General features: G+C 72.2%; 22 protein-coding genes. 12 read left to right on the top strand and 10 right to left on the bottom strand.

Going from position 1 to position 23,002, the window contains the following annotated elements; all coding sequences use genetic code 11:
• Nucleotides 1–372: 372 nt before the first annotated feature.
• Nucleotides 373–540, top strand: coding sequence for a DUF3117 domain-containing protein (locus ACF1AG_RS09945; protein ID WP_003966491.1), 168 nt, complete (start codon nt 373–375; stop codon nt 538–540).
• 113 nt (nt 541–653) lie between these two features.
• On the opposite strand, the gene ACF1AG_RS09940 is transcribed toward ACF1AG_RS09945, so the two are convergent.
• Nucleotides 654–1,352, bottom strand: coding sequence for an O-methyltransferase (locus ACF1AG_RS09940; protein WP_359606226.1), 699 nt, complete (start codon nt 1,350–1,352; stop codon nt 654–656).
• A 276-nt stretch (nt 1,353–1,628) separates the two neighbouring features.
• On the opposite strand from ACF1AG_RS09940, the gene sigE reads away from it, so the two are divergent.
• The 5 genes from sigE to ACF1AG_RS09915 all read left to right on the top strand — a co-directional run bounded on the left by sigE (nt 1,629) and on the right by ACF1AG_RS09915 (nt 6,839).
• A complete protein-coding gene (gene sigE, locus ACF1AG_RS09935; RefSeq protein ID WP_033272132.1) occupies nt 1,629–2,288 on the top strand; it encodes an RNA polymerase sigma factor SigE in 660 nt (219 codons plus the stop codon).
• Entirely contained in the window at nt 2,285–3,175 is an 891-nt protein-coding gene (locus ACF1AG_RS09930; RefSeq protein ID WP_387794907.1) for an anti-sigma factor family protein, read from the top strand. The genes sigE and ACF1AG_RS09930 overlap by 4 nt, the downstream gene beginning before the upstream one ends.
• Before the next feature lie 150 nt (nt 3,176–3,325).
• Nucleotides 3,326–5,362 carry a S1C family serine protease gene (locus ACF1AG_RS09925; protein ID WP_391809580.1) on the top strand — a complete coding sequence of 679 codons (2,037 nt, stop codon included), beginning with the start codon at nt 3,326–3,328 and terminating at the stop codon, nt 5,360–5,362.
• Nucleotides 5,363–5,506: 144 nt separating this feature from the next.
• Nucleotides 5,507–5,941, top strand: a complete 435-nt coding sequence (locus ACF1AG_RS09920; RefSeq protein ID WP_387794905.1) for a sec-independent translocase — start codon at nt 5,507–5,509, stop codon at nt 5,939–5,941.
• Between the two features lie 223 nt (nt 5,942–6,164).
• Entirely contained in the window at nt 6,165–6,839 is a 675-nt protein-coding gene (locus tag ACF1AG_RS09915; protein WP_387794904.1) for a hypothetical protein, read from the top strand.
• Nucleotides 6,840–6,908: 69 nt separating this feature from the next.
• Here ACF1AG_RS09915 and ACF1AG_RS09910 read toward each other — a convergent pair whose 3' ends face one another.
• From ACF1AG_RS09910 to ACF1AG_RS09900, 3 genes are read right to left on the bottom strand one after another with little or no spacing between them, the layout of a single operon-like run.
• Nucleotides 6,909–8,042, bottom strand: a complete 1,134-nt coding sequence (locus ACF1AG_RS09910; protein ID WP_359604750.1) for an Mrp/NBP35 family ATP-binding protein — start codon at nt 8,040–8,042, stop codon at nt 6,909–6,911.
• A 43-nt stretch (nt 8,043–8,085) separates the two neighbouring features.
• The gene (locus ACF1AG_RS09905; protein WP_033272126.1) at nt 8,086–8,694 is read right to left on the bottom strand and encodes a DUF1003 domain-containing protein; all 609 of its coding nucleotides are present in this window, start codon (nt 8,692–8,694) and stop codon (nt 8,086–8,088) included.
• Nucleotides 8,684–9,967, bottom strand: a complete 1,284-nt coding sequence (locus ACF1AG_RS09900) for a magnesium transporter MgtE N-terminal domain-containing protein (protein ID WP_191880573.1) — start codon at nt 9,965–9,967, stop codon at nt 8,684–8,686. Before ACF1AG_RS09900 ends, ACF1AG_RS09905 begins: the two co-directional genes overlap by 11 nt.
• Nucleotides 9,968–10,186: 219 nt before the next feature.
• On the opposite strand from ACF1AG_RS09900, the gene ACF1AG_RS09895 reads away from it, so the two are divergent.
• Nucleotides 10,187–10,930, top strand: a complete 744-nt coding sequence (locus ACF1AG_RS09895) for a hypothetical protein (RefSeq protein WP_359604748.1) — start codon at nt 10,187–10,189, stop codon at nt 10,928–10,930.
• A gap of 15 nt (nt 10,931–10,945) precedes the next feature.
• On the opposite strand, the gene ACF1AG_RS09890 is transcribed toward ACF1AG_RS09895, so the two are convergent.
• The gene (locus tag ACF1AG_RS09890; RefSeq protein WP_359604746.1) at nt 10,946–11,458 is read right to left on the bottom strand and encodes a hypothetical protein; all 513 of its coding nucleotides are present in this window, start codon (nt 11,456–11,458) and stop codon (nt 10,946–10,948) included.
• Nucleotides 11,459–11,490: 32 nt separating this feature from the next.
• The gene (locus ACF1AG_RS09885) at nt 11,491–12,612 is read right to left on the bottom strand and encodes a magnesium and cobalt transport protein CorA (protein ID WP_359604744.1); all 1,122 of its coding nucleotides are present in this window, start codon (nt 12,610–12,612) and stop codon (nt 11,491–11,493) included.
• A gap of 499 nt (nt 12,613–13,111) precedes the next feature.
• On the opposite strand from ACF1AG_RS09885, the gene ACF1AG_RS09880 reads away from it, so the two are divergent.
• Nucleotides 13,112–13,696 carry a suppressor of fused domain protein gene (locus ACF1AG_RS09880; RefSeq protein ID WP_359604742.1) on the top strand — a complete coding sequence of 195 codons (585 nt, stop codon included), beginning with the start codon at nt 13,112–13,114 and terminating at the stop codon, nt 13,694–13,696.
• Nucleotides 13,697–13,739: 43 nt separating this feature from the next.
• Here ACF1AG_RS09880 and ACF1AG_RS09875 read toward each other — a convergent pair whose 3' ends face one another.
• Nucleotides 13,740–14,963, bottom strand: a complete 1,224-nt coding sequence (locus ACF1AG_RS09875; RefSeq protein WP_359604741.1) for an MFS transporter — start codon at nt 14,961–14,963, stop codon at nt 13,740–13,742.
• Nucleotides 14,964–15,168: 205 nt separating this feature from the next.
• Here ACF1AG_RS09875 and ACF1AG_RS09870 point away from each other — a divergent pair, with 205 nt between their 5' ends.
• The 3 genes from ACF1AG_RS09870 (at nt 15,169) to ACF1AG_RS09860 (ending at nt 17,474) form a co-directional block, all read left to right on the top strand.
• Nucleotides 15,169–15,810 (top strand): DUF6758 family protein, encoded by a 642-nt coding sequence (locus tag ACF1AG_RS09870; RefSeq protein WP_359604739.1) that lies wholly within the window; start codon nt 15,169–15,171, stop codon nt 15,808–15,810.
• 117 nt (nt 15,811–15,927) lie between these two features.
• A complete protein-coding gene (locus ACF1AG_RS09865) occupies nt 15,928–16,788 on the top strand; it encodes a PHP domain-containing protein (protein ID WP_359604737.1) in 861 nt (286 codons plus the stop codon).
• A gap of 80 nt (nt 16,789–16,868) precedes the next feature.
• Nucleotides 16,869–17,474 carry a MarC family protein gene (locus ACF1AG_RS09860; protein WP_359604735.1) on the top strand — a complete coding sequence of 202 codons (606 nt, stop codon included), beginning with the start codon at nt 16,869–16,871 and terminating at the stop codon, nt 17,472–17,474.
• A gap of 70 nt (nt 17,475–17,544) precedes the next feature.
• On the opposite strand, the gene ACF1AG_RS09855 is transcribed toward ACF1AG_RS09860, so the two are convergent.
• Entirely contained in the window at nt 17,545–17,697 is a 153-nt protein-coding gene (locus ACF1AG_RS09855) for a hypothetical protein (protein ID WP_019522250.1), read from the bottom strand.
• 228 nt (nt 17,698–17,925) lie between these two features.
• On the opposite strand from ACF1AG_RS09855, the gene ACF1AG_RS09850 reads away from it, so the two are divergent.
• The gene (locus ACF1AG_RS09850; protein ID WP_359604734.1) at nt 17,926–18,819 is read left to right on the top strand and encodes an NYN domain-containing protein; all 894 of its coding nucleotides are present in this window, start codon (nt 17,926–17,928) and stop codon (nt 18,817–18,819) included.
• A 525-nt stretch (nt 18,820–19,344) separates the two neighbouring features.
• On the opposite strand, the gene ACF1AG_RS09845 is transcribed toward ACF1AG_RS09850, so the two are convergent.
• Entirely contained in the window at nt 19,345–20,217 is an 873-nt protein-coding gene (locus ACF1AG_RS09845) for an alpha/beta hydrolase (protein WP_359604732.1), read from the bottom strand.
• Nucleotides 20,218–20,293: 76 nt separating this feature from the next.
• A complete protein-coding gene (locus tag ACF1AG_RS09840; protein ID WP_387794900.1) occupies nt 20,294–22,669 on the bottom strand; it encodes a DEAD/DEAH box helicase in 2,376 nt (791 codons plus the stop codon).
• Between the last annotated feature and the right edge of the window lie 333 nt (nt 22,670–23,002).

Genomic DNA, 23,002 nt, shown 5'->3' with positions numbered 1-23,002 from the left:
CCCTCCGTGTGCGGCTCGGGACGTACTGCTGAGTACGTCCTCTTCCGGAGGACAGCATGACCCAGTTCAGGGGTCCCGGCGGACGGCCCGGGTGTGACCTGCGTCAAACATTCGTGTCGGGATTCCGGCGCCCGAATGTCCATGCGAGGGCGCAGTATGGCAGCCACATCGCCGAATTGAGTGGTTTTGCTCGCGTGCGTTGCCCAAGCGATGCCAACTGATGTTGGTCATCGGGTCCCGCCATGCGGGATAATGGCCTGGAAGCAATGTGTTCGATGCCGGTGGCGTGTGTCCTGCTTCAGGGACCGCAGGTGCCCTTCAGTGGGCCGTCGGCTCAGACGGTTTAGCTGGGTTTCAGGAAGGGGAACGAGCATGGCGGCCATGAAGCCGCGGACGGGTGATGGCCCGCTCGAGGTGACCAAGGAGGGGCGGGGCATCGTCATGCGCGTTCCGCTCGAAGGCGGCGGTCGGCTCGTCGTCGAGCTGACCCCGGACGAGGCCGACGCGCTCGGCGACGCCCTCAAGAAGGTCGTCGGCTGACGCGCAAGCGACCATACCCTTTCAGTCGCCCCGGTGCCGCACGCGGTGCCGGGGCTGCTGTTTGCGCACACGTCCGGGGGAATCGAGGCAGAGGAATGCCGTGACACGCCAGGTCACCGCTTCACGGCGCACAGCAGCCCGTCCCCCACGGGCAGGAGCGACGACACCAGCTCCTGGCTCTCGCGAACGGTCCGCACCAGCTCCCGCAGCCGCAGCACCTCCGTCGGCTGGGGGCCCGAGTCCATGGTGCGCCCGTTCGCGAAGACGCCTTCGAAGGCGACCAGGCCTCCAGGGCGCAGAAGACGCAACGATTCGCCGAGATAGTCCTGGTACTCCTGCCGGTCGCCGTCGCAGAACACCAGGTCGTAACCCGAGTCCGCGAGACGCGGCAGCACGTCCAGCGCGGGGCCGGGGATGAAGCGGGCCCGGTTGCCGGCGAAACCGGCCTCACGGAAGGCCTGCCGGGCCGACTGCTGGTGCTCCGGCTCCTGGTCGACCGTCGTCAGTACCCCGTCCGGGCGCATGCCGTGCAGCAGATGGATCCCCGACACGCCGCAGCCCGTGCCGATCTCCGCGACCGCCTTGGCGTCCACGCTGGCCGCGAGCAACCGCAGGGCCGCGCCCGTGCCGGGCGACACCGAGCGCAGGCCGGCCTCACGGGCCCGGTCGCGGGCCCAGTGCAGCGCCTCGTCCTCGGCGACATAGGCGTCGGCGAACGCCCAGCTCGTCTGCCGGTTGGCGGTAATGACCCTCTCCTGTCCCCGTGGTTGCCTGGGCGTGACTGTATCCGTTGGCGTCGGGAACCCGCAGATGGGACCAGTCGTTCAAAGGGACAAGAGAAAGGCGTGTGCCCGGAAGGGGGGCGGGGAGTGGACGCGGACGCCGAGCAAGTGCGGGCGCAGTCGTACGAGCCGTGGCAGCCCGAATCAAATTCTCGTAAAACCGCTTATCCGGAGCTAACGGGCGAGGTGGCTATGGTAGGGGCTCCACTGGACACCACCAGAGCCGACAGGGGAGGTGCGGCTGCGCCCGTGGATCGTGCAGGAGTGCTGCGGCGCTTCCTCGGATCGGCGGGCAGGCCGAAATCCGTGAACAACACCGCTGCTGACCATGACCGCGCCGGCGACCCGGCCCAGACCGCGACCTTCTCCAGCGACGCGGACGGGCAGGCGTGGACTCCGCCCACGTGGGAGGAGATCGTCAGCATGCACAGCGGCCGGGTCTACCGGCTCGCCTACCGCCTCACGGGCAACCAGCACGACGCCGAGGACCTCACGCAGGAGGTCTTCGTCCGTGTCTTCCGCTCCCTGTCGACGTACACGCCGGGCACCTTCGAGGGCTGGCTGCACCGCATCACCACCAATCTCTTCCTGGACATGGTCCGCCGCAAGCAGCGCATCCGCTTCGACGCGCTCGGCGAGGACGCGGCCGAGCGGCTCGCCAGCAAGGAGCCCTCGCCGCAGCAGGTCTTCAACGACGCGCACTTCGACGCCGACGTCCAGCAGGCCCTCGACACGCTCGCCCCGGAGTTCCGGGCCGCCGTCGTCCTGTGCGACATCGAAGGACTCTCCTACGAGGAGATCGCGGCCACCCTGGGCGTGAAGCTCGGCACCGTCCGGTCCCGTATCCACCGCGGCCGTTCCCAGCTGCGCAAGGCCCTCGCGCACCGTTCGCCCAAGGCGCGCGCGGACCGCCCCTCCTTCGTGCCGCGTGTCCCCGCACTGGGAGGAGGGGGCGCGAGCGCGTGAGCAGTTCACTGCCGAAGTCCCCCGAGGGGCACCTCGCGGAGCATCACCTGGGAGACCGGCTCGCCGCCCTCGTGGACGGGGAGCTGGGTCATGACGCGCGTGAGCGCGTGCTGGCGCATGTCGCCACCTGCGCCAAGTGCAAGGCGGAGGTGGACGAGCAGCGCCGCCTGAAGAACGTGTTCGCGGCCGCCGCACCGCCGCCGCCCTCCGAGAGTTTCCTGGCGCGCCTGCAAGGGCTGCCCGCCGGAGGCGGATTCGGCGACGGCGGCTCACCGCTGGGCGGCTCCGCGCTGCCGGGCGGCGCCACCCCGGGAGTCTTCGGGGCGCGGCGCGGCGAGCGCTTCGAGTTCGCCTACGCGCCCGTGCGGCGCCACCAGCCCGCGGCCGCCGCCGCAGGCCTCGCCGCCGCCCGGCCGTCCTCGCGCGGGCTGCGGCTCGCGTTCGTCGCCGCGGGCGCGGTGTCGCTGGCCGCGATCGCCCTCGGCGGCGTCGCCACGATCACCCCGGTCGACGCGGAGACGCGCGGCCAGGGCAAGGGGAGCAACGTGACCCCGGCACGCACGCAGGGCGCGGGCGCGGCCACCACGCCGGACTCCCGGCGCCGGGGCGTCGGTCCGCTCCTCGGACACGTCGCCGGCGGTCAGAGCGCGCTCGGCTCGGGTCCCGTCGTCCCCACCGGCGTCGCGGCCCCGCTGCTGCCCGGCATCCCGTCGCCTTTGCAGGGCGGCGCCCCGGCGGTGTCCCCGCACATACGCCCGCTGAACTCGGCCCCGCCGCTCGGACTGGGCGCATGGGCGTCGGCGGCCGGGCTGAAGAGCCCCGGCCTGGCCACGGCCGCGCCGTCACCGGCGCCCGCGCCCACGCACAGCGCGCGGACCGCCCGCTGACCGGGCCCCTGCGCGGGGGCGCGCGAACCTGATTAGATTCCGGGTGGCGCGCCCGGGCCCACTACGGCCGGGCGCCGAGCCGAGCTCCTCCGCACGGGCGGACCGGAGCACGGTGCCGACGATCCGTGCCGGTCCAGCCGTGGGGAGAGCATGAACGAGGGGAAGCCGGGCACGCCTGGGGCGTCCGAAGGACCCGACGGCGACTTCGAACTCGCCCGCCCGAACGGCATGCGGTCCCCCCGCACGGGGCCTGACGACGACTACGAACTGAGCCGTCCCCTGAGCGGGGTCCCCGTCCGGACGGACGGGACCCCTGACGGCGGCGCGACCACCGACTCCCCCGCCTGGGACCCGACCTCGGACCCGGAGCCCGTTCCTCGTACGGGCCCGCCCGAGGCGCCGGCTTCCGTCGGGGACGCCACAGCCCCCGGGCAGCGCACCGCCCCCGACGGCACCGTGCCCGCCCCGGCCGCTGAGGCCCCCGCGCCCGGTGCGCCCGGTGCTGTCCCCGCCGGCACCGTGTCCACTCCGAGTGCGGCCCCCACCCTGCCCGCTCCGGCCGCTGAGGCCCCCGCGCCCGGCGCGTCCGGAACCGTGCCCGCTCCGGCCGCTGACGCTCCCGCTTCCGGCGTGACCGGCGCCGCTCCTGCCGCCCCCGTGTCTGCGCCGGGTGCGGATGCCCCCGTCGGCGCCGGCCACGGCACCACGCCGCCCGCTGTCGAGCAGCCCAAGCCCCTGCACGACCCCGACCCCTACAGCACCCCGCCCTACGGGGAGCCCGGGCCCTGGGCGCCCGCGCCGCCTGTGCAGCATCCGGTGGCCACCCCCGCGCACGGCGTGCCCATGGGCACGCCTCCCGCGGCCCCGCAGGCCGCTCCCGGGCCGGGCGCGCCTCATCCAGCCCCGCAGGCCCCTGCCGGGCCGGGCGCTCCCGCTGCGGCGCCGGAGCCCGCCCCCGCGGCTCAGGACGCCCCCGCGGCCGGTCCCTGGGCGCGCTACGACCCCTGGGCCGCTCCTGCGGCCGTCGCCCCGTTGCAGCAGGCGGACCCCGTCGAGGAGGACGTGAGGCGGCGGCGCGGTCGCCGCAGGCGCGCGCTGGTCGGCGGCGCCCTGGTGATCGCCCTTGTGTCCGGCGTCGTCGGCGGTGTCGTCGGCGTGCAGCTTGAACGGAACGGCGGCGTCGGCGCCGTGGAGCTGCCGCAGGCCGGTGTGGAGGCGCCCGACAGGGACCCCGACAGTGTCGCCGGGATCGCCGCGCAGGCGCTGCCCAGCGTCGTCACCCTGCACGTCAGCGGCGGAGGCAAGGCCGGCACGGGCACCGGCTTCGTGCTGGACGACCGGGGCCACATCCTCACCAACGACCACGTCATCCAGCCCGCCGGGAAGAACGGCGACATCACCGTCACCTTCCACAGCGGCGACACCGCCGAGGCGACCGTCGTCGGCCGGGACAGCGGCTACGACCTCGCCGTCGTACGGGTCAAGGGCGTCCGAGGGCTCACCCCCCTGCCACTCGGCAACTCGGACAACGTGCAGGTCGGCGACCCCGTCGTCGCCATCGGCGCCCCCTTCGACCTGGCCGGCACCGTCACCTCCGGCATCATCAGCGCCCGCGAGCGGCCCATCACCGCCGGCGGCGAGAACGGCGACGGCAGCGACGTCTCGTACGTCGACGCCCTGCAGACCGACGCGCCCATCAACCCCGGCAACTCCGGCGGGCCGCTGCTCGACGGCAAGGGCCGGGTGGTCGGCATCAACTCGGCCATCCGCTCGGCCGACGGCGGCCTGGACCCCGAGGGCGGCCAGTCCGGCTCCATAGGGCTCGGCTTCGCCATCCCGATCAACCAGGGCAAGCGGGTCGCCGAGGAGCTGATCGAGCACGGCAAGGCCTCGCACCCGGTGATCGGCATCACCCTCGACATGGCGTACAGCGGCGACGGCGCCCGCGTGGCGGCCGAGGGCGGCGACGGCGGGCCACCGGTCAGCACCGGCGGCCCCGGAGCCAAGGCCGGCATCCGCCCCGGCGACGTCATCACCAAGGTCGACGGCCGCCCCGTCCACTCCGGCGAGGAACTGATCGTGAAGACCCGCGCCCACCGCCCCGGGGACCGGCTGGAGCTGACCCTGAAGCGGAACGGCGAGGAACGCACGGTGTCGCTGGTGCTCGGATCCTCCGACGGCGACTGACGCACCGCCCGTCCGACGCCGCCGGGACGCCGGGACGGTACCGGTGGTGCGGGAGGTCCGGGTACCGTGGACCCGGCCCGGACCGCGGAGGGCGAACGACCGGCACCGAGGGCCGAGGACCGAAGGCATCGCGAGGAGCTTCAGGTGTTCAATGACATAGGACCGCTCGAGCTGGTGACGCTCATCGTCCTCGCCGTGCTCATCTTCGGTCCGGAGAAGCTCCCCAAGGTCATCCAGGACGTGACCCGCACGATCCGGAAGATCAGGGACTTCTCGGAGAGCGCCAAGCAGGACATCCGGCAGGAACTGGGCCCGGAGTTCAAGGACTTCGAGTTCGAGGACCTCAACCCCAAGACGTTCATCCGCAAGCAGATGGACAACGACGACCTGGGGCTGAAGGAGATCCGCAACGGCTTCGACCTGAAGAAGGAGATGGCCGAGGTCACGGACGCCGTCCACGGGCGCGACACCGATCCGTCGCCCTCGCCCGCCGCCCCCGGCGGCCGGGTGGACATGACGAAGAAGCCCGAGACGCCGGCCGTCGACGACCGTCCGCCCTTCGACATGGACGCCACCTGACCGGTCCCCGGGGCGTGCGCCGGCGCGTACGTGACGCGTTTCATACTCCACCCGAGCTGCGGACGGCCTGATCCGGGCGTCCGAACGCCCTACGCGCCGGGCGGTTTCCCTGCCTGCGGCGGCAGGGTGGTTATGCTGCCGAGTTGTTGTGCGGAACGGACGAGTACGCCCGAAAGGGGGGCGGGCCGCCCGGTCCGACGAGAGCGAGGAGGCGTCCGGGCACATGGAGACGACGAGTTCGGCAGTCGCGCAGGCGCCGGCTGCGGAGGACGGACAACCAGTCCCCTCCGCCCGGCGTACGGTCGACGGCTACCTGCGTGCGCCCTTCCCCTGGTACGGCCTCGACGAGGCCTTCACGGGGCCGCGCTGGCTGATGAAGGTCGGCCTCTCGGCCGACGGGGTCGTGGAGCACGGATCGCTCGGACACGGCGACGAGCCGACGGTCCGCAGCGAGTTCGCGGCCGGGGGCGACCAGGACGCCAAGGAGAAGTTCGCGGTCGTGGTGACCGTCGCGGCCAACCCGGTCCGCCGCAGCGCCGACGGCACGGGGCTGCTGGAGGCCACCTCGGTGTCCTCCGCCGCCTGGCTCGCCGGGGTGGGGCTGCTGTCCTTCACCTGGCCGGGACAGATGGACCACTCCCTGCGCGACGACTGGCTGGAGCAGCAGACGGAGACCGCCTGGGTGCTGGCGGACGACCTGGAGGGCGAGGACTGGTCGACGCTCTCCCTCCCCGTGGACGGCGTGCCCACGCCGTTCCACTACCGGGAGTCCGAGTACGGCTGGGTGCTCGCCGGTTCCACCCAGGCCGGCGTCCACGTCGGCGCGTACGGCCGGGGGATGAGCGCGTACGGGCTGGGCTTCGCCGTGGTGAAGGACATCACCGCCTACCAGGGCTGAGCGCACCGTCTGCACACGCCGGAGGGCGCCGTCCGCAGCGGACGGCGCCCTCCGGCGTGTGCACGGGTGTCAGAACTTGTTGCGCGGGGTGATCCCCAGTGACATGCCCGACAGACCGCGCTGACGGCCGCCCAGCTTGCCCGCGATGGAGCGCAGCGCCGAACCCGCGGGGGAGTCCGGGTCGGACAGCACCACGGGCTTGCCCTCGTCGCCGCCCTCGCGCAGCCGCACGTCGATCGGGATGGCGCCCAGCACCGGCACGTTGGCGCCGGTGGTGCGGGTCAGGCCCTCGGCGACGGTCTGGCCGCCGCCGGTGCCGAACACGTCGACCATCTCGCCGCAGTGCGGGCAGGGCAGCCCCGACATGTTCTCGACCACGCCGACGATCTTCTGGTGCGTCTGCACGGCGATGGAGCCGGCGCGCTCGGCCACCTCGGCCGCGGCCTGCTGCGGGGTCGTGACGACCAGGATCTCCGCGTTCGGCACGAGCTGCGCGACCGAGATCGCGATGTCGCCGGTGCCGGGCGGCAGGTCGAGCAGCAGCACGTCCAGGTCGCCCCAGTACACGTCCGCCAGGAACTGCTGCAGCGCGCGGTGCAGCATCGGGCCGCGCCACACCACGGGCGCGTTGCCCGGGGTGAACATGCCGATGGAGATCACCTTCACGCCGTGCGCCGACGGCGGCATGATCATGTTCTCGACCTGGGTGGGACGCCCGTCGGCGCCCAGCATGCGCGGCACCGAGTGGCCGTAGATGTCGGCGTCCACGACACCGACCTTCAGTCCGTCGGCCGCCATCGCCGCCGCCAGGTTCACCGTCACCGAGGACTTGCCGACGCCGCCCTTGCCGGACGCCACCGCGTACACCCGGGTGAGGCTGCCCGGCTTGGCGAAGGGCACCTCGCGCTCGGTCTGGCCGCCGCGCAGGGCGGTCGCCAGCTCCTTGCGCTGCTCGTCGCTCATCACGTCCAGCGTCACGTCGACCCTGGTCACGCCCTCGACGCGGGAGACCGCGTCCGTCACGCGCTGCGTGATGGTGTCCCGCATGGGGCAGCCGGAAACCGTCAGGTACACGGTGACCGCGACCGCACCGTCCGCACCGATCTCCACCGATTTGACCATCCCGAGCTCGGTGATGGGCCGGTTGATCTCGGGGTCGTTCACCGTCGCCAGTGCTTCGCGCACCGCGTCTTCCGTAGCCATAAGGACGATGGTACGGCTCCGGGTACACCGGCCGGTAAGGACGTCAGCGGTCGTCTGCGTCACGTCCCGGCGGGTGTTCCGCCCGCATCGCCGGATGCGTACCGTGGTGTTCCTTGTGGCCGTTCTGCCGGATCTCCAGCTCCTTGACCAGGTCCTCCAGCTCCGAGCGGATCCAGTCCCGGGTGGCCACCTCGCCGAGCCCGATCCGCAGCGCGGCGACCTCACGGGTCAGATACTCGGTGTCGGCGATCGACCGCTCGTTCTGCTTGCGGTCCTGCTCCAGGTTGACCCGGTCGCGGTCGTCCTGCCGGTTCTGCGCGAGCAGGATCAGCGGGGCCGCGTAGGAGGCCTGGAGGGACAGCGCCAGCGTCAGGAAGATGAACGGGTACTCGTCGAACCGCAGCTCCTTCGGCGCGGACACGTTCCACAGCACCCACAGGATGATGACGACCGTCATCCAGACGATGAACCGTCCCGTGCCCAGGAAACGCGCGATGCGCTCCGAGAGCCGGCCGAAGGCGTCCGGGTCCCACTCGGGCAGGATCCGCCGCCGGGGAGGACGCGGCTGGTCCAGCCGCGGCGCGCGCGGCCGTCCCGCCGCCGTGGCCCCGGCCAGGGTCCGCTCCCGCACGGCGTCGCGTTCACCCGCCATCGGGCACCTCCCCCTCCTCCAGGTGGAACTCGGTCTCCCGCCAGTCGCCCGGCAGCATGTGGTCCAGCACGTCGTCCACGGTCACCGCGCCCAGCAGCGACCCGGCCTCGTCGACGACCGGCGCCGCCACCATGTCGTACGTGGCGAAGAACCCGGCGACCACGGGCAGCGTCGCCTCCGGGTCCAGCGGCCGCAGGTCGTCGTCCAGCATCGAGCCGACCAGTGTGTAGGGGGGATCGCGCAGCAGCCGCTGGAAGTGCACGGTGCCCAGGTACTTGCCGGTCGGGGTCTCCTCCGGCGGCCGGCACACGTACACCTGGGCCGCGTGCGCGGGCGACAGGTCGGGCTCGCGGATCCGGGCGAGGGCGTCCGCGACGGTCGCGTCCGGCCGCAGGATGATCGGCTCGGTGGTCATCAGCCCGCCCGCCGTGTGCTCCTCGTACGACATCAGGCGCCGCATGTCGGCCGCGTCCGAGGGCCGCATCAGGCTCAGCAGCCGCTCCTTGTCCGCCTCCGGCAGCTCGCCCAGCAGGTCGGCCGCGTCGTCGGGGTCCATCGCCTCCAGGACGTCCGCGGCCCGCTCCTCCGCCAGCACGCCCAGGACCTCGATCTGGTCGTCCTCGGGCAGCTCCTCCAGGACGTCCGCGAGCCGTTCGTCGTCCAGGGCCGCGGCCACCTCCGCGCGCCGCTTGGGGGAGAGGTGGTGCAGCACGTTGGCTAGGTCGGCGGGGCGCAGCTGCTCGAAGGTGGCGAGCAGGTTCTCCGCACCCTGCCCGTCCTCCTCCAGTGAGAAGCCCGTGACCGCGGACCACTCCACGGTCAGCGTCTCGCCCTTGCCACGCCGGAACGCGCCGCCCTTCTTCCCCTTGCGCACGAAGACCCGGTCGATCTCCCACTCGCGCCGCGCCTGCAGTTGATGCACCGACAGGTCCAGGACGGTCACCTCCTCGCGGGTCTCCACGAGGGTGACGCGCCGGTCGAGCAGCTCGCCGAACACCAGCCGCTCGGTGGGCCGCTGCTCGAAGCGGCGGACGTTGAGCACCCCGGTGGTGATGACCTGACCGGCCTGCACGGAGGTCACGCGGGTCATCGGAAGGAAGATGCGGCGCCGGGTGGAGAGTTCGACCACCAGGCCGAGCAGCCGGGGCGGACGGCGGCCGGGACGCAGGATGACGACGAGATCGCGCACACGCCCCACCTGGTCGCCCGCCGGGTCGAAGACGGCGACGCCGGAGATGTGGGAGACGAAGAACCGGGGTGCGCCCGATGCCATTCCGGCGGCTCCTTTGCGTGCGTGCGGAGGTCTTTCTTGCCGTGTACTGCCTGGTGCGTCTGTTTTCCGGATTGCCCGCTCGGACGGGCTTCAGGCTAGCCCGTCCCGATCGGTGCCGCGCTGGTGGCCGGTCCGGACGGACTGACTCCGTCCGGCCCCACCGGCCCCGGTACTCTGCGGTACGCCGTTCAGGTCCCCCGTCAGAGAGGCAGCCCACCTGTGATTCCGATCTCCCCGGGCCGTTCCCGCAGGGCCACGCTGGCCGGCGCCGTGTGCGCGCTGCTCGTGGCGGGGACGGCGCTCACGGGATGCTCCGAGGATCCGAACGAGGGAACGAACGGCGTCGGCAGGCTCCCCGCCGACCAGATCCAGACCAAGGCGCAGAAGGCCGCCGCCTCCGTGGGCACCGTGCGGCTGCACGGCTCGGTGCAGACGAGTGGCCGCACCTACACCCTCGACATGCGGCTGAAGCCGCAGGGCGGCATCGGCTCGGTCAGCACCGAGGGGGAGACCTTCCGGCTGCTGCGGGTCGGCCAGGAGCTCTATCTGAAGGCCGACGCCGCCTTCTGGGGCAAGGGCGGCGACGGGGACGGCGACTCCAAGGCGGCGGACAAGCTCGCCTCGAAGTACGTCAAGGTGCCCAAGGGCGACCCCTCGTACACCAAGTTCATCGGCTTCACCGACAAGAACGTGCTGCTCAGCGGGTTGCTGACGCTGCACGGGACGCTCAGCACGGACGGTCATCACGAGCAGGACGGGATCCGCACGGTCCGGGTCGCCGGCGACGACGGCGCCGGCGGCACCCTGGACGTCTCCCTCGAGGGCAAGCCGTACCCGCTGCGGCTGGTGCGCGCCGGGGAGGCGGGCACGCTCACCTTCTCCTCGTGGGGCGCCGACTTCGCGCTGGAGAAGCCCGCCAAGGGCGACACCCTCGACTACGGCAAGCAGCTCCCCACGTCCTAGCTGTGTGAAGGTGCGTCAGCCGCGCCGCCTGCGCTTCGTCAGCAGGCGCGGCAGCCCGGCCGGCATCGGCGTCCGGGTCGTCGCCGGGGTGGGCGGCGGGGCCGCGGAGAGGTCCCCGTCGGGCAGCGCGCCCGTGGCGCCGGTCGGCTCCAGACGCAGGACCCGGCACTCGCGGGCCCAGCGTTCCGGCATGGCCTCGCCGTCGGGGGCGTTGAGCCGCTTGCCCTTGAGGGCGTCGACGGCCGCCTTCCACTCCTCGGAGCCGGAGGCCGGCTCGCGGACCGTCGCGGTCCACGTGACCAGCCGGCCGCCCTTGTCCTTGCTGCGCACCGTCACCTCGGCCCGCGCGCCGTCGGTGAGTCCTGTCAGGGGCTGTTCGCCGGGGCCGTCGCCGACCACGCAGACGGCGCCCTCGTGCCACACGTGCCACAGCGGCCGGGCCGGGCCGCCGGGACCTTCGACCCAGATCAGGCCGGACTTCTTCGAGGCCTCCTCGATGAGGGCCCGGTCGAGCAGCTCGCCAGTCATGCGCCCAGCCTATCCAGGCGGGGCCGGCTGTCTCAGAGCCAGCCGTTGCGCTTCAGTGTGCGGTGGATGCCGAGGCAGATGGCGACCGTGACGCCGAGGACCACCGGGTAGCCGTACTTCCAGTGGGTCTCCGGCATGTAGTCGAAGTTCATGCCGTACACCCCGCAGACCATCGTCGGGACGGCGATGATCGCGGCCCACGAGGTGATCTTGCGCATGTCCTCGTTCTGCGCGACGGACGCCTGCGCGAGGTTGGCCTGGAGGATGGAGTTCAGCAGCTCGTCGAATCCGACGACCTGCTCCTGCACCCGGGCCACGTGGTCGGCGACGTCCCGGAAGTACTTCTGGATCTCCGGGTCGATCAGCCGCATCGGCCGCTCGCTGAGCAGCTGCATCGGCCGCAGCAGCGGCGCCACGGCCCGCTTGAACTCCAGCACCTCGCGCTTGAGCTGGTAGATCTCACCGGCGTCGGTACCGCGCGGGGTGCCCTTGCGGCCGGGGGAGAAGACCTTGGTCTCGACCTCGTCGATGTCGTCCTGCAGGGAGTCGGCGACCGCGATGTAGCCGTCCACCACGTGGTCGGCGATGGCGTGCAGCACCGCCGAGGGGCCCTTGGCCAGCAGCTCGGGGTCGTCCTGGAGGCGGTGGCGCAGGGCGCGCAGGGAGCCCTGGCCGCCGTGCCGGACGGTGATGAGGAAGTCCCGTCCGGTGAAGCACATGACCTCGCCGGTCTCCACGATCTCGCTGCCGGAGGAGACACGGTCGTGGTCGAGGTAGTGGACGGTCTTGAAGACCGTGAACAGGGAATCGTCGTAGCGCTCCAGCTTGGGCCGCTGGTGGGCCTGGACGGCGTCCTCCACGGCCAGCGGGTGCAGCCCGAACTCGGCGGCGATTCCCGCAAATTCGTCCTCCGTGGGCTCGTGCAGGCCGATCCAGACGAAGCCCCCGTCACGGCGCACCCGGCGCATCGCCTCCTGAGGGCCGAGCGGTCCGCCCTCGCTCTCCAGACGACGGCCGTCCCGGTAGACGGCGCAGTCGACGACGGCGGTGGCCGCCGCGCGCTCCCGCGAGGTCTCGTACGGGCCGCTCTCCTTGCGGAGCGAGATGCGGGAGGCGGGACGGACCACGGCGCGCAGGTCGCGGATCATCGACATGGCGGGCTCCTTCGCGAACGGGCAACGAAAGGCGCCGGGGCGACGGGTGGAACAACCCGGAATGAGGACGTCCTGGACTGCGCATGTTTGGCACGTCCACAAAGCGGGGAGCACCGCACCGTCGCGGTGGCGAGCTTCGTCGCTGATACAGCTACTGGGGCAGATCAGTCAGAACGAAACGAGTGCTCTTCCGATGAAGACGCGCGAAGCGAAAGGCGGGAGCCGAAAGGAGAACAGCTACCTCAGCGGGCGGAAGAGCGGGTGATACTGCACGGTCGACTTCGGTCCATGCCAGCCCCACCTCCTCCGGCCGGTCCCTCGTGAGGGACGATCACGATCCCCTGGGGGATTCCCCCTATGAGCGGGGAGTGTCACACAGGCGTTCAGGCAGTGTCGGAACGCTTGACGCGTGCTGCCCGAACCACCGGCCAAGCGTATCAGCCGACTGCTGTGTCAAGGCTCTGCTTTGCCCGGTACCGACGAGTTCTATGCTCGCCGCATGGCTGATGTTCTTCCCCTGGTCGAGGCCCGGCTGCGCAGCGCGCTGGGCGAACCGGACGCGCGCGCCGCGGTCACCTTTCTGGGCACGGACCGCATCGAAGTGCTGCGCTTCCACGAGGGGGACATCGTGCGCTACGCGTCGCTCGGCATGTCCGCGCAACCCATGACGGACCCCACGTCCGTGATCGCGGACCCGGTCTCCGGGCCCCGCGCCGAGCTGGTGCTGTCCGTACGCGGCGGTGTCGCCGACACCGACAAGGTGCTCCGCCCGCTCGCCGTGCTCGCCGCGTCCCCGCAGGTCGAGGGGCTCGTCGTGGCGCCCGGCGCCTCGTTGGACGTGGGAGAGCCGCTGTGGCCGGGCGCCCCGTTCACCTCGGTGCTGGTCGCCGAGCCGGGCGGCCTGGTGGAGGACCTGGAACTCGACGCGCCCCTGGAGCCCGTCCGCTTCCTGCCGCTGCTGCCGATGACGCCGAACGAGGCCGCCTGGAAGCGTGTGCACGGCGCCCAGGCGCTCCAGGAGCGGTGGCTGAACCACGGTACGGACCTCAGGGACCCGTCCCGTAGGTCCGTGCCGCTGGACTAGGCGGCCGGAGTGAGGAAGCTCACCAACGCCATTCCCTGACCGGTCAGTTGGCGAAGGCGCCCACGCCGTCCTCGGCGGCGTGCACAGGCTGGAGCTCCTCGGCCCCGGCGGTGAGCGCCCGGCGCCGCACCAGCACCACCAGCGCGCCCAGCACCGCCGTCACCGCGGCGACCGTGAACGGCATGTGGACGTCGCTCCACTCCTCGATCTTCGGCGCGAAGAACGGCGCCGCGGCGGCCGCGAACCAGCGCACGAAGTTGTACCCGGCACTCGCCACCGGACGCGGCGCGTCGGACACCCCGAGCGCCAGCTCCGTGTACACCGTGTTGTTCACGCCGATCAGCGCGCCGGACAGCACGGTGCACACGACGGCCGCGGTGTGGCCGCCGTAGCCGAGCACCAGCACGTCCACCGCGAGCAGCACCAGCGAGCCGCCCAGCACCTTCAGCGAGCCGAACCGCTTCTGCAGCCGGGGGGCCACGATCACCGAGAACACGGCGAGCAGCACGCCCCAGGCGAAGAACACCGCGCCGGACCGGTAGGGCGACATGTTCAGCACGAACGGCGTGAAGGCCAGCACGGTGAAGAACGTGTAGTTGTAGAAGAACGCCGAGACGGCCGTGGAGGCCAGTCCGCCGTGCCCGAGCGCCTTCACCGGGTCCAGCAGGGAGGTCTTGCGGGCCGGCCGGGGCTGCTCCGTCAGGAACGCGGTGATGCACACGAAGCCGACGGCCATCAGGGCGGCCGTGCCGAAGAAGGGGTAGCGCCAGCTCGCGTCGCCGAGCAGCGCGCCCACCAGCGGGCCGCAGGCCATGCCCAGGCCCAGGGCGGACTCGTACAGCAGGATGGCGGCCGCGCTGCCGCCGGCCGCGGCTCCGACGATGACGGCGAGGGCGGTGGAGACGAACAGGGCGTTGCCCAGTCCCCAGCCGGCCCGGAAGCCGACCAGTTCGCCGACCGACCCCGAGGTGCCGGAGAGCCCCGCGAACACCACGACCAGCGCCAGGCCCAGCAGCAGCGTCCTGCGCCCGCCGATGCGGCTGGAGACGAAGCCGGTCACCAGCATCGCCAGCGCGGTGATCAGGAAGTACGAGGTGAAGAGCAGTGAGACCTGTCCCGCTGTCGCGTCGAGGCCCTCGGCGATGGACGGCAGGATCGGGTCGACGAGGCCGATGCCCATGAAGGCGACGACGGAGGCTCCGGCGGTCGCCCACACGGCTTTCGGCTGCCTGAGGATGCTGCCCGATCCCGTGTCGATGGGGTCCATGGGTGCTCCAATCCCGGGACGTGGGGGGAAACGGCCGCCGGAAGGAAGGCGCCGGACGGCCGCGCGGAATGACTGGGATATGCACACAGTAGGTTAGCCAACCTAATTAATGCAATCTACATCTATCTCGGTCGAGGGTGGCCGTTCCGCCCGGTCGGGTGATCGTCCTTGACGTGGCGCTGCAGAGCTAGGACCGTGGGGCTCTATGAGGGGCGAACCCAGTTGCCCGAAGTGCGGTGGCCGGGTCAGGGCTCCCGGCCTCTTCTCGGATGCCTGGCGGTGCGACGTGCACGGCACCGTGCACCCGCTGCAGCCCGTGATACCGCCGAGCGTCGAGGCCCTCGAAGTCGTCGTGCACCGCACCAAGGTGCCGGTGTGGATGCCGTGGCCGCTGCCGGTGGGCTGGCTCTTCACCGGTGTCGCGTCCGCGGGGGACGACCGCGGCGGAGGCCGGGCGACGGCCGTGGCGTGCACCGGGCCCGGGCCGCTCGGCGGGATGGGCGAGCTCATCCTGGTCGCCGAGGAGCTCGGCGTAGGACTCGGCGCGCGGTACGCGGGCATCGACGGTCCGGACCCCGGGCCCTACATGGACGTCGAGAAGCCGCCCCAGGCCAAGGTGCTGGCCGCCGGCCGCCCCACCCCGCTCTGGCACGTCGCCCGCACGCCCGACGACCGTGCCGTGTTCGCCGGTGAGGCCCTCGGCCTGTGGCTGTGGGCGGTGGTGTGGCCCGAGCAGTCGGGCCTGCTGATGTACGACGAGCTGGTGCTCGCCGACCTGCGGGACGCCGGAGCCGAGGTCGAGCTGGTGCCCTGTGGGGCGCTGTCCCCGCGTCTGCTGGAGAAGTAGTGGGGCTCCGTCGGTAATGTAGGGGGCGCCCGCCGGTTTCGGGTGTGACAGAGGTGGCCGAAAATCCGGTTATCCTGGAGCGTCCCCGTCCGTCCGACCCGCTTGGAGTACCGCGTCGTGCGCATCGACCTGCACACCCACTCCACCGCGTCCGACGGTACGGACACCCCGGCCGAGCTGGTCCGCAAGGCCGCCGCGGCCGGACTCGACGTCGTGGCCCTCACCGACCACGACACCACACGCGGCCACGCCGAGGCGCTCGCGGCGCTGCCCCGGGGCCTCACCCTGGTCACCGGCGCCGAGCTCTCCTGCCGTCTCGACGGCGTCAGCATGCATCTGCTGGCCTACCTCTTCGACCCCGAGGAGCCCGCCCTGCTCGCCGAGCGCGAGCTGGTCAGGGACGACCGGGTGCCGCGCGCCAAGGGCATGATCGCCAAGCTGAACGAGCTGGGCGTGCCCGTCACCTGGGAACGGGTCGCCCGGATCGCCGGGAACGGCTCGGTGGGCCGCCCGCACGTGGCCAGCGCGCTGGTCGAGCTCGGCGTGGTGGACAGCGTGAGCGACGCCTTCACGCCCGAGTGGCTCGCCGACGGCGGCCGGGCGTACGTGCCCAAGCACGAGACCGACCCCTTCGAGGCGGTCCGGCTGGTGAAGAACGCGGGCGGCGTCGCCGTCTTCGCGCACCCCGCCGCGGTGAAGCGGGGCAGGACCGTGCCGGACTCCGCGATCGCGGAGCTGGCCCGGGCCGGTCTCGACGGCATCGAGGTCGACCACATGGACCACGACCCCGGCACCCGGACGCGGCTGCGCGGCCTGGCGGGCGAGCTGGGGCTGCTGGTCACCGGGTCGAGCGACTACCACGGCAGCCGGAAGACCTGCGTCCTCGGTGAGTTCTCCACCGACCCCGAGGTCTACGGCGAGATCACGCGGCGCGCGACCGGGGCGTTCCCGGTGCCGGGGACCGGCGGAGCGGTCTGACACCTGCGGTGACCGCCGGGTGAGGCGTCCCGCTCCCACGCCCTTTTCCTCTCTCACTTTCGTTCTCGCGCTAGGCAGTCATGTTCGACGTCGCCGTCTTCGGCTCTCTCTTCCTGACCCTCTTCGTCATCATGGACCCCCCTGGGATCACTCCGATCTTCCTCGCGCTGACCGCGGGCCGTCCGGCCAGGGTGCAGCGGCACATGGCCTTCCAGGCGGTGTGCGTGGCGGGCGGCGTGATCGTCGTCTTCGGTCTGCTCGGCCACCAGATCCTGGACTACCTGCACGTCTCCATTCCGGCGCTGATGATCGCCGGCGGACTGCTGCTCCTGCTGATCGCGCTGGACCTGCTCACCGGCAAGACCGACGAGCCCCAGCAGACCAAGGACGTCAACGTCGCGCTGGTCCCGCTGGGCATGCCGCTGCTGGCCGGTCCCGGCGCGATCGTGTCGGTCATCCTCGCCGTGGAGAAGGCCGACGACGTGGCGGGGCAGGTCTCCGTGTGGTCGGCGATCCTCGCCATCCACGTCGTCCTGTGGCTGGTGATGCGCTACTCGCTGCTGATCATCCGGGTCATCAAGGACGGCGGCGTGGTCCTGGTGACGCGGCTCGCGGGCATGATGCTGTCCGCGATCGCCGTGCAGCAGATCATCAACGGCGTCACGCAGGTGATCCAGGGCGCGTGACGTCCGGCCGCGCGCACGGCGGAGCCCCCGTACCCGAGTGGTACGGGGGCTCCTCGAGCAAGCGCACAGATTACGAGGCCGGTGTGTCGGCCGGGCGGATCCACAGGCGCTGCCCGATGGCGGCAGCCTGCTGAACGATGCGGTTGACGGAGGCGGCGTCCACAACGGTCGAGTCCACGGTCGTGCCGTCGACGTCGTCGAGTCGCATGATTTCGAAGCGCAAGGGCTTCTCCCTTCGTCTGGTCATCCTCCTGAAGGAGAACTACTGGGTGAAGGCCCACGGACCGGACGGGCCCGTGTGCCGCACCTGGTCCAACGGGCTGCGTGGTGCAAACATTCCCTACGCTAAGGAAAACTTTCGAGCAGCTAAATACTGACGAGTAAGGTTTTCCAACGGGACCGACCGGGACCGGTTGTGTTCGCAGAGTGACCGGCGGAACAATGAGAGGCGATGAACGATGACCTCGTGACCCTGCACGCCCGTATCGACCGCACGAACGAGCTGCTCCAGCGCATGCTCGCCGAGGTGGCCAAGACGCCCTCGACGCACGCGATCTTCGTGGACGCCGGCTACCTCTACGCGGCCGCGGGGCGGCTCGTCGCGGGGACGGAGGACCGCCGCGCGTTCGACCTGGACGCCGAGGGACTCATCGACGCGCTCATCGACCGCGCCCGCACCGTCTTCGCCGACAGCAGGCTGCTGCGCGTCTACTGGTACGACGGCGCCCGGCGCCGCATCCACACCGCCGAGCAGCAGTCCATCGCCGAGCTGCCCGACGTCAAGGTCCGCCTCGGCAACCTCAACGCCAACAACCAGCAGAAGGGCGTCGACTCCCTGATCCGCTCCGACCTGGAGTCACTGGCCCGGCACCGCGCCATCAGCGACGCGGCCCTGCTCGGCGGCGACGAGGACCTGGTCTCCGCCGTCGAGGCCGCCCAGGGCTACGGCGCCCGCGTCCACCTGTGGGGCATCGAGGCCCCGGAGGGCCGCAACCAGGCCGAGCCGCTGCTCTGGGAGGTCGACAGCCAGCGCACCCTCGACCTCGACTTCTTCAAGCCGTACGTCTCCCGCCGCACGGCGTCCGCGTACGAACCGGCGGGTGGCCGGCCCACCCGCGAGGACGTGCGTTTCGTCGGCGCGCAGATCGCCGCGAAGTGGCTGGTCTCGCGCGGACGCGAAACCATGATGGAGCTGCTCCCCGGCCACCCCTACCTGCCCGGCTCCGTCGACCAGGACCTGCTGGTCGAGGCCGAGGGACTTCTCCAGTACTCCCTGCGCGGCCAGGCCGACCTGCGCCGCGCCCTCCGCGACGGCTTCTGGGACCACCTGCAGGCGCAGTACTAGGACCCTCGCCGGGCCCCCGCTGCCAGATGGAGGGGTCCTCCTCCTCGGCTTCTCCCCGGCCGACGGAGCCCGCCCAGGTCACGCCGGGCGGCGCGGTCACGTGCACGGTTCCGGCCAGACGGGCGGCCGGGACGACGAAGTCGACGCCTCTCTCGGGGAGCTGTCCTCTGTCGCACTGGATCGGGAAGTTCGCGTGGAGCACGGGAACCCGCACTTTGAGGGTCCCGGTGCCCTGGCACTGGAAGGAAAAGCGCAGGGAGACCTCCCGGGCGCCGGCCGCGTCGTAGCTGAAGACCGCGCTGCCGTGGGCCGGACCGTACGTGCCGGCCCGGCTGTCGACCTGCGGAGGCGCCACGGTGTCGCTCGGCAGTGGGTCAGGGCTGATGCCGGTGGTGGCTGCGGGCGAGGAGGCCGGAGGCGAGGTGGCCGGAGGCGAGGTGGCCGGAGGCTCGGGGGTTGCCGCCTCCGGCGTGCAGCCGACGACCGCCGTGAGCAGAAGAAGTACGGCCGCACTGCGGGCGTGGTTCATCGGGTCGCCAAGGTGTCGAAGAAGTCGGCGAGGGACTGCGCCGTCGGGGTGGGTCGGTCGACCATGGGGGTGTGGCCCGCGCCGTCGACCACTGTGCGACGGGCCTCCAGGCGGCGGGCCATGGCGTCCAGGCCGGGGACCGGCCAGGTGTCGTCGTGCGAGCCGGAGACCACGTGGAACGGCAGCGGGACGGCGCCCAGTTCCGCGACCCGGTCCGGCTCCGTGCACAACTGACGTCCGACGGCCAGCAGTTGGGCGGGTTTGGTGGACAGCCAGCGCTTCCGGAGCTGCTCCGGGCCGCCGATGCCCCGTGCGGGTCCGCCCACTTCCTCCGGCGAGCCCATCGCCAGGATCGCCTCCCAGCACTCCTCCATCGACATCACCGCGAGGGCGTCCCGCAGCAGCGTCACCCGCTGCTCCTGCGAGGCGGAGATGCGCGCGGCGCCCGAGGAGACGAGCGTCAGTGAACGGAACGGCGTGTGGTCCAGAAGCACGGCCGCGCGGGCGATCTGACCGCCCATCGAGTGACCCACGAGATGCACGGGGGCGTCGACGGCACGCGCCTGTGCCAGCACGTCCTTCGCCAACTCGTCCTGCGCGTAGGCGGATTCGTCGTCGGCGGGGCCGTCCGAGCCGTGCTGGCCGCGTCCGTCCACGGCGACGGCACGGTAGCCGCGCGCGGCGAGCGGTTCGAGGACCAGGGTGAAGTCCTCCTTGCTGCCGGTGTAGCCGGGCAGCAGCAGCACCGTTCCCCGCACCCTGGCCCCGGCTGGCGGCGGCACGTCCAGGACGGCGAACTCGCCCCGCTCGGTGAGGAGCCGGCGAGGGCTGAGCTCGGAGAGGTGAGCGGGGGAGAGGGCGGTGATCACCCGGGTGAGGGTAGCGGGTGCGCACACGCCGACGGCCCGGCCCCCCACGAGCGGGGACCGGGCCGTCGGTGGCGTGTCAGCTCTCCGCGGAGTCCGCGGGCGCCGCGGCCTTACGGGTGCGGCGCGCCTTGGGCTCCGCCGCCTCCGTGGCCTCCGGCGCGGACGCGGCGGCCTTGCGGGTCCGGCGGCGCGGCGCGGCGGCCTCGGCGACCTCCCCTTCCGGAGCGGTCTGCGCGGGCACCGTCTTGCGGGTGCGACGCGGTTTGGCCTCGACGGTGCTTTCGTCGGTTTCGACGGCGGCGTCCGCCTTCTTGGCGGCGGCGGTCTTCCGCGTGCGCTTCGGCTTCTCCTCGGCCTCCGACGCGGCCTGCGCCGGGATCTCCACGGCCTCCGCCTCGGCGGCCTTGCGGGTCCGGCGGCGCGGCGTGGCCTCGGCGCCTTCGGCCGTGTCGACGGCGGCCTCCGCCTTCTTGGCGGCGGCGGTCTTCCGCGTGCGCTTCGGCTTCTCCTCGGCCACAGGGGCCTCGGTCGCGACGTCGGCCTCGGCCGCCACCGCCTTCTTGCGGGTGCGGCGCGGCTTGGCCTCGGCGGGCGCCTCGACGGTGCCTTCGGCGGTGTCGACGGCGGCCTCCGCCTTCTTGGCGGCGGTCTTCCGCGTGCGCTTCGGGGCGGCCTCGGCCGTCTCCGTCGTGCCCTCGGCGGTCTCGATCGCCGTGTCGGCGGCCTCGGCCGCCTTGCGGGTACGGCGACGGCGCGGCGCGGCCTCCTCCACGGGGGCGGACTCCGTCACGACGGGCTCGGCGGCGGGCGCCGGAACCGACGGCTGCTCCGTCACGGCCGGAACCTGCTCGGCCGACCGGCGCGTGCGGCGACGGCGCGGCTTCTCGACCGTCTCGGCGGCCTCGGCGGTCTCCACCGACGGGCCCTCGGCCGTGTCGACGGCGGCCTCCGCGGCCCCCTGCTCCACCGTGCCCACGGCGGCGGTGACCCCGCCACGGGTGCGGCGTCGACGGCGCGGGGTGCGCGTGGCCTCGCCGGCTTCGGCCTCCCCGGCGGCCTCCCCGGCGACCGGCGTGGCGGTCGGCGCGGCGGGCTGCTGTTCGGCCGCGTCGAGCGGCGTACCGCCGCGGGTACGGCGACGGCGGCGCGGCGTGCGCGTCGACTCCTCGCGCTCCTCGGAACGCTCGGACCGGTCGGGACGGCCACCGCGGCGTCCGTCACGGCCGTCCCGGCCGCCGCGTCCGCGCGGCCCGCGTCCGCCGACCTCGCCCAGGTCCTCGATCTCCTCCGCGTCCAGACCCGCCCGGGTGCGCTCGGAGCGGGGCAGGGTGCCCTTGGTGCCCTCGGGAATGCCCAGGTCCGTGTACAGGTGCGGGGAGGTGGAGTACGTCTCGGCCGGGTCGCCCAGACCCAGGTCCAGCGCCTTGTTGATCAGCTGCCAGCGCGGGATGTCGTCCCAGTCGACCAGAGTGATCGCCGTACCCTTCGCACCCGCGCGGCCGGTGCGGCCGATGCGGTGCAGGTACGTCTTCTCGTCCTCGGGCGTCTGGTAGTTGACGACGTGCGTGACGCCCTCGACGTCGATGCCGCGCGCGGCGACGTCGGTGCAGACGAGCACGTCCACCTTGCCGTTGCGGAAGGCGCGCAGCGCCTGCTCGCGGGCGCCCTGGCCGAGGTCGCCGTGGACCGCGCCGGAGGCGAAGCCACGCTGCTTGAGCTGGTCGGCCAGGTCGGCGGCGGTGCGCTTGGTGCGGCAGAAGATCATGACCAGGCCACGGCCGTCGGCCTGCAGTATCCGCGAGACCATCTCGGGCTTGTCCATGTTGTGCGCGCGGTAGACGAACTGCTTGGTGTTCGCGACCGTGGCGCCCTCGTCGTCCGGCGCGGTGGCGCGGATGTGCGTGGGCTGCGACATGTAGCGGCGGGCCAGACCGATGACCGCGCCCGGCATGGTGGCCGAGAACAGCATGGTCTGCCGCTTCACCGGAAGCAGGTTGATGATCTTCTCGACGTCGGGCAGGAAGCCCAGGTCGAGCATCTCGTCGGCCTCGTCCAGGACGAGCGCCCTGACGTGCGACAGGTTGAGCTTCTTCTGCCCGGCGAGGTCGAGCAGGCGGCCCGGGGTGCCGACGATCACGTCGACGCCCTTCTTCAGCGCCTCGACCTGGGGCTCGTAGGCCCGGCCGCCGTAGATCGCGGTGACGCGCACGTTGCGCACCTTGCCGGCGGTCAGCAGGTCGTTGGTGACCTGCGTGCACAGCTCGCGGGTGGGGACGACGACCAGCGCCTGCGGCGTGTCGGTGAGGTCCTCGGGCTTCGCGCGGCCCGCCTCCACGTCGGCGGGGACGGTGACCCGCTCGAGGAGCGGAAGACCGAAGCCCAGTGTCTTGCCGGTGCCGGTCTTGGCCTGGCCGATGACGTCCGTGCCCGTGAGGGCCACGGGGAGCGTCATCTCCTGGATGGGGAAGGGGGTGGTGATGCCGACGGCTTCAAGGGCTTCGGCTGTCTCGGGAAGGATCCCGAGCTCTCGGAACGTGGTAGTCAGGGTGCTGCCTCTTCTGTGTGCGCGGTGCGAGGCGAGCGCGGGGGTCGTGTAGGGACCGTGCCGGGGACGACGGCTGCCATACGGTCGAGGCCGTAGGACACGGGACCACTGCCGACGCTCGAGCGCTCGTACCGCTGAGGTGTCCCTCCGCATCCCGTACGCGATGTGCCGTACGAACAGAGGGCTGTCGGGTCGGAGCCGATCGGGCCACCGACCGGGCATCCTCATACATGCTGCGGC

It is taken from the genome of Streptomyces sp. NPDC014764, assembly GCF_043082785.1.
Classification (GTDB): domain Bacteria; phylum Actinomycetota; class Actinomycetes; order Streptomycetales; family Streptomycetaceae; genus Streptomyces; species Streptomyces althioticus.
This window is presented reverse-complemented; position numbering and strand designations above follow the sequence as displayed.

Excerpts from the sequence above, each read along its gene's own strand:
- ACF1AG_RS09945 (WP_003966491.1), top strand. The coding sequence starts at position 373 with ATGGCGGCCATGAAGCCGCGGACGGGTGATGGCCCGCTCGAGGTGACC.
- ACF1AG_RS09925 (WP_391809580.1), top strand. The coding sequence starts at position 3,326 with ATGAACGAGGGGAAGCCGGGCACGCCTGGGGCGTCCGAAGGACCCGAC.
- ACF1AG_RS09915 (WP_387794904.1), top strand. The coding sequence starts at position 6,165 with ATGGAGACGACGAGTTCGGCAGTCGCGCAGGCGCCGGCTGCGGAGGAC.
- ACF1AG_RS09910 (WP_359604750.1), bottom strand. The coding sequence starts at position 8,042 with ATGGCTACGGAAGACGCGGTGCGCGAAGCACTGGCGACGGTGAACGAC.
- ACF1AG_RS09905 (WP_033272126.1), bottom strand. The coding sequence starts at position 8,694 with ATGGCGGGTGAACGCGACGCCGTGCGGGAGCGGACCCTGGCCGGGGCC.
- ACF1AG_RS09900 (WP_191880573.1), bottom strand. The coding sequence starts at position 9,967 with ATGGCATCGGGCGCACCCCGGTTCTTCGTCTCCCACATCTCCGGCGTC.
- ACF1AG_RS09890 (WP_359604746.1), bottom strand. The coding sequence starts at position 11,458 with ATGACTGGCGAGCTGCTCGACCGGGCCCTCATCGAGGAGGCCTCGAAG.
- ACF1AG_RS09885 (WP_359604744.1), bottom strand. The coding sequence starts at position 12,612 with ATGTCGATGATCCGCGACCTGCGCGCCGTGGTCCGTCCCGCCTCCCGC.
- ACF1AG_RS09880 (WP_359604742.1), top strand. The coding sequence starts at position 13,112 with ATGGCTGATGTTCTTCCCCTGGTCGAGGCCCGGCTGCGCAGCGCGCTG.
- ACF1AG_RS09875 (WP_359604741.1), bottom strand. The coding sequence starts at position 14,963 with ATGGACCCCATCGACACGGGATCGGGCAGCATCCTCAGGCAGCCGAAA.
- ACF1AG_RS09870 (WP_359604739.1), top strand. The coding sequence starts at position 15,169 with ATGAGGGGCGAACCCAGTTGCCCGAAGTGCGGTGGCCGGGTCAGGGCT.
- ACF1AG_RS09860 (WP_359604735.1), top strand. The coding sequence starts at position 16,869 with ATGTTCGACGTCGCCGTCTTCGGCTCTCTCTTCCTGACCCTCTTCGTC.
- ACF1AG_RS09850 (WP_359604734.1), top strand. The coding sequence starts at position 17,926 with ATGAACGATGACCTCGTGACCCTGCACGCCCGTATCGACCGCACGAAC.
- ACF1AG_RS09840 (WP_387794900.1), bottom strand. The coding sequence starts at position 22,669 with ATGACGCTCCCCGTGGCCCTCACGGGCACGGACGTCATCGGCCAGGCC.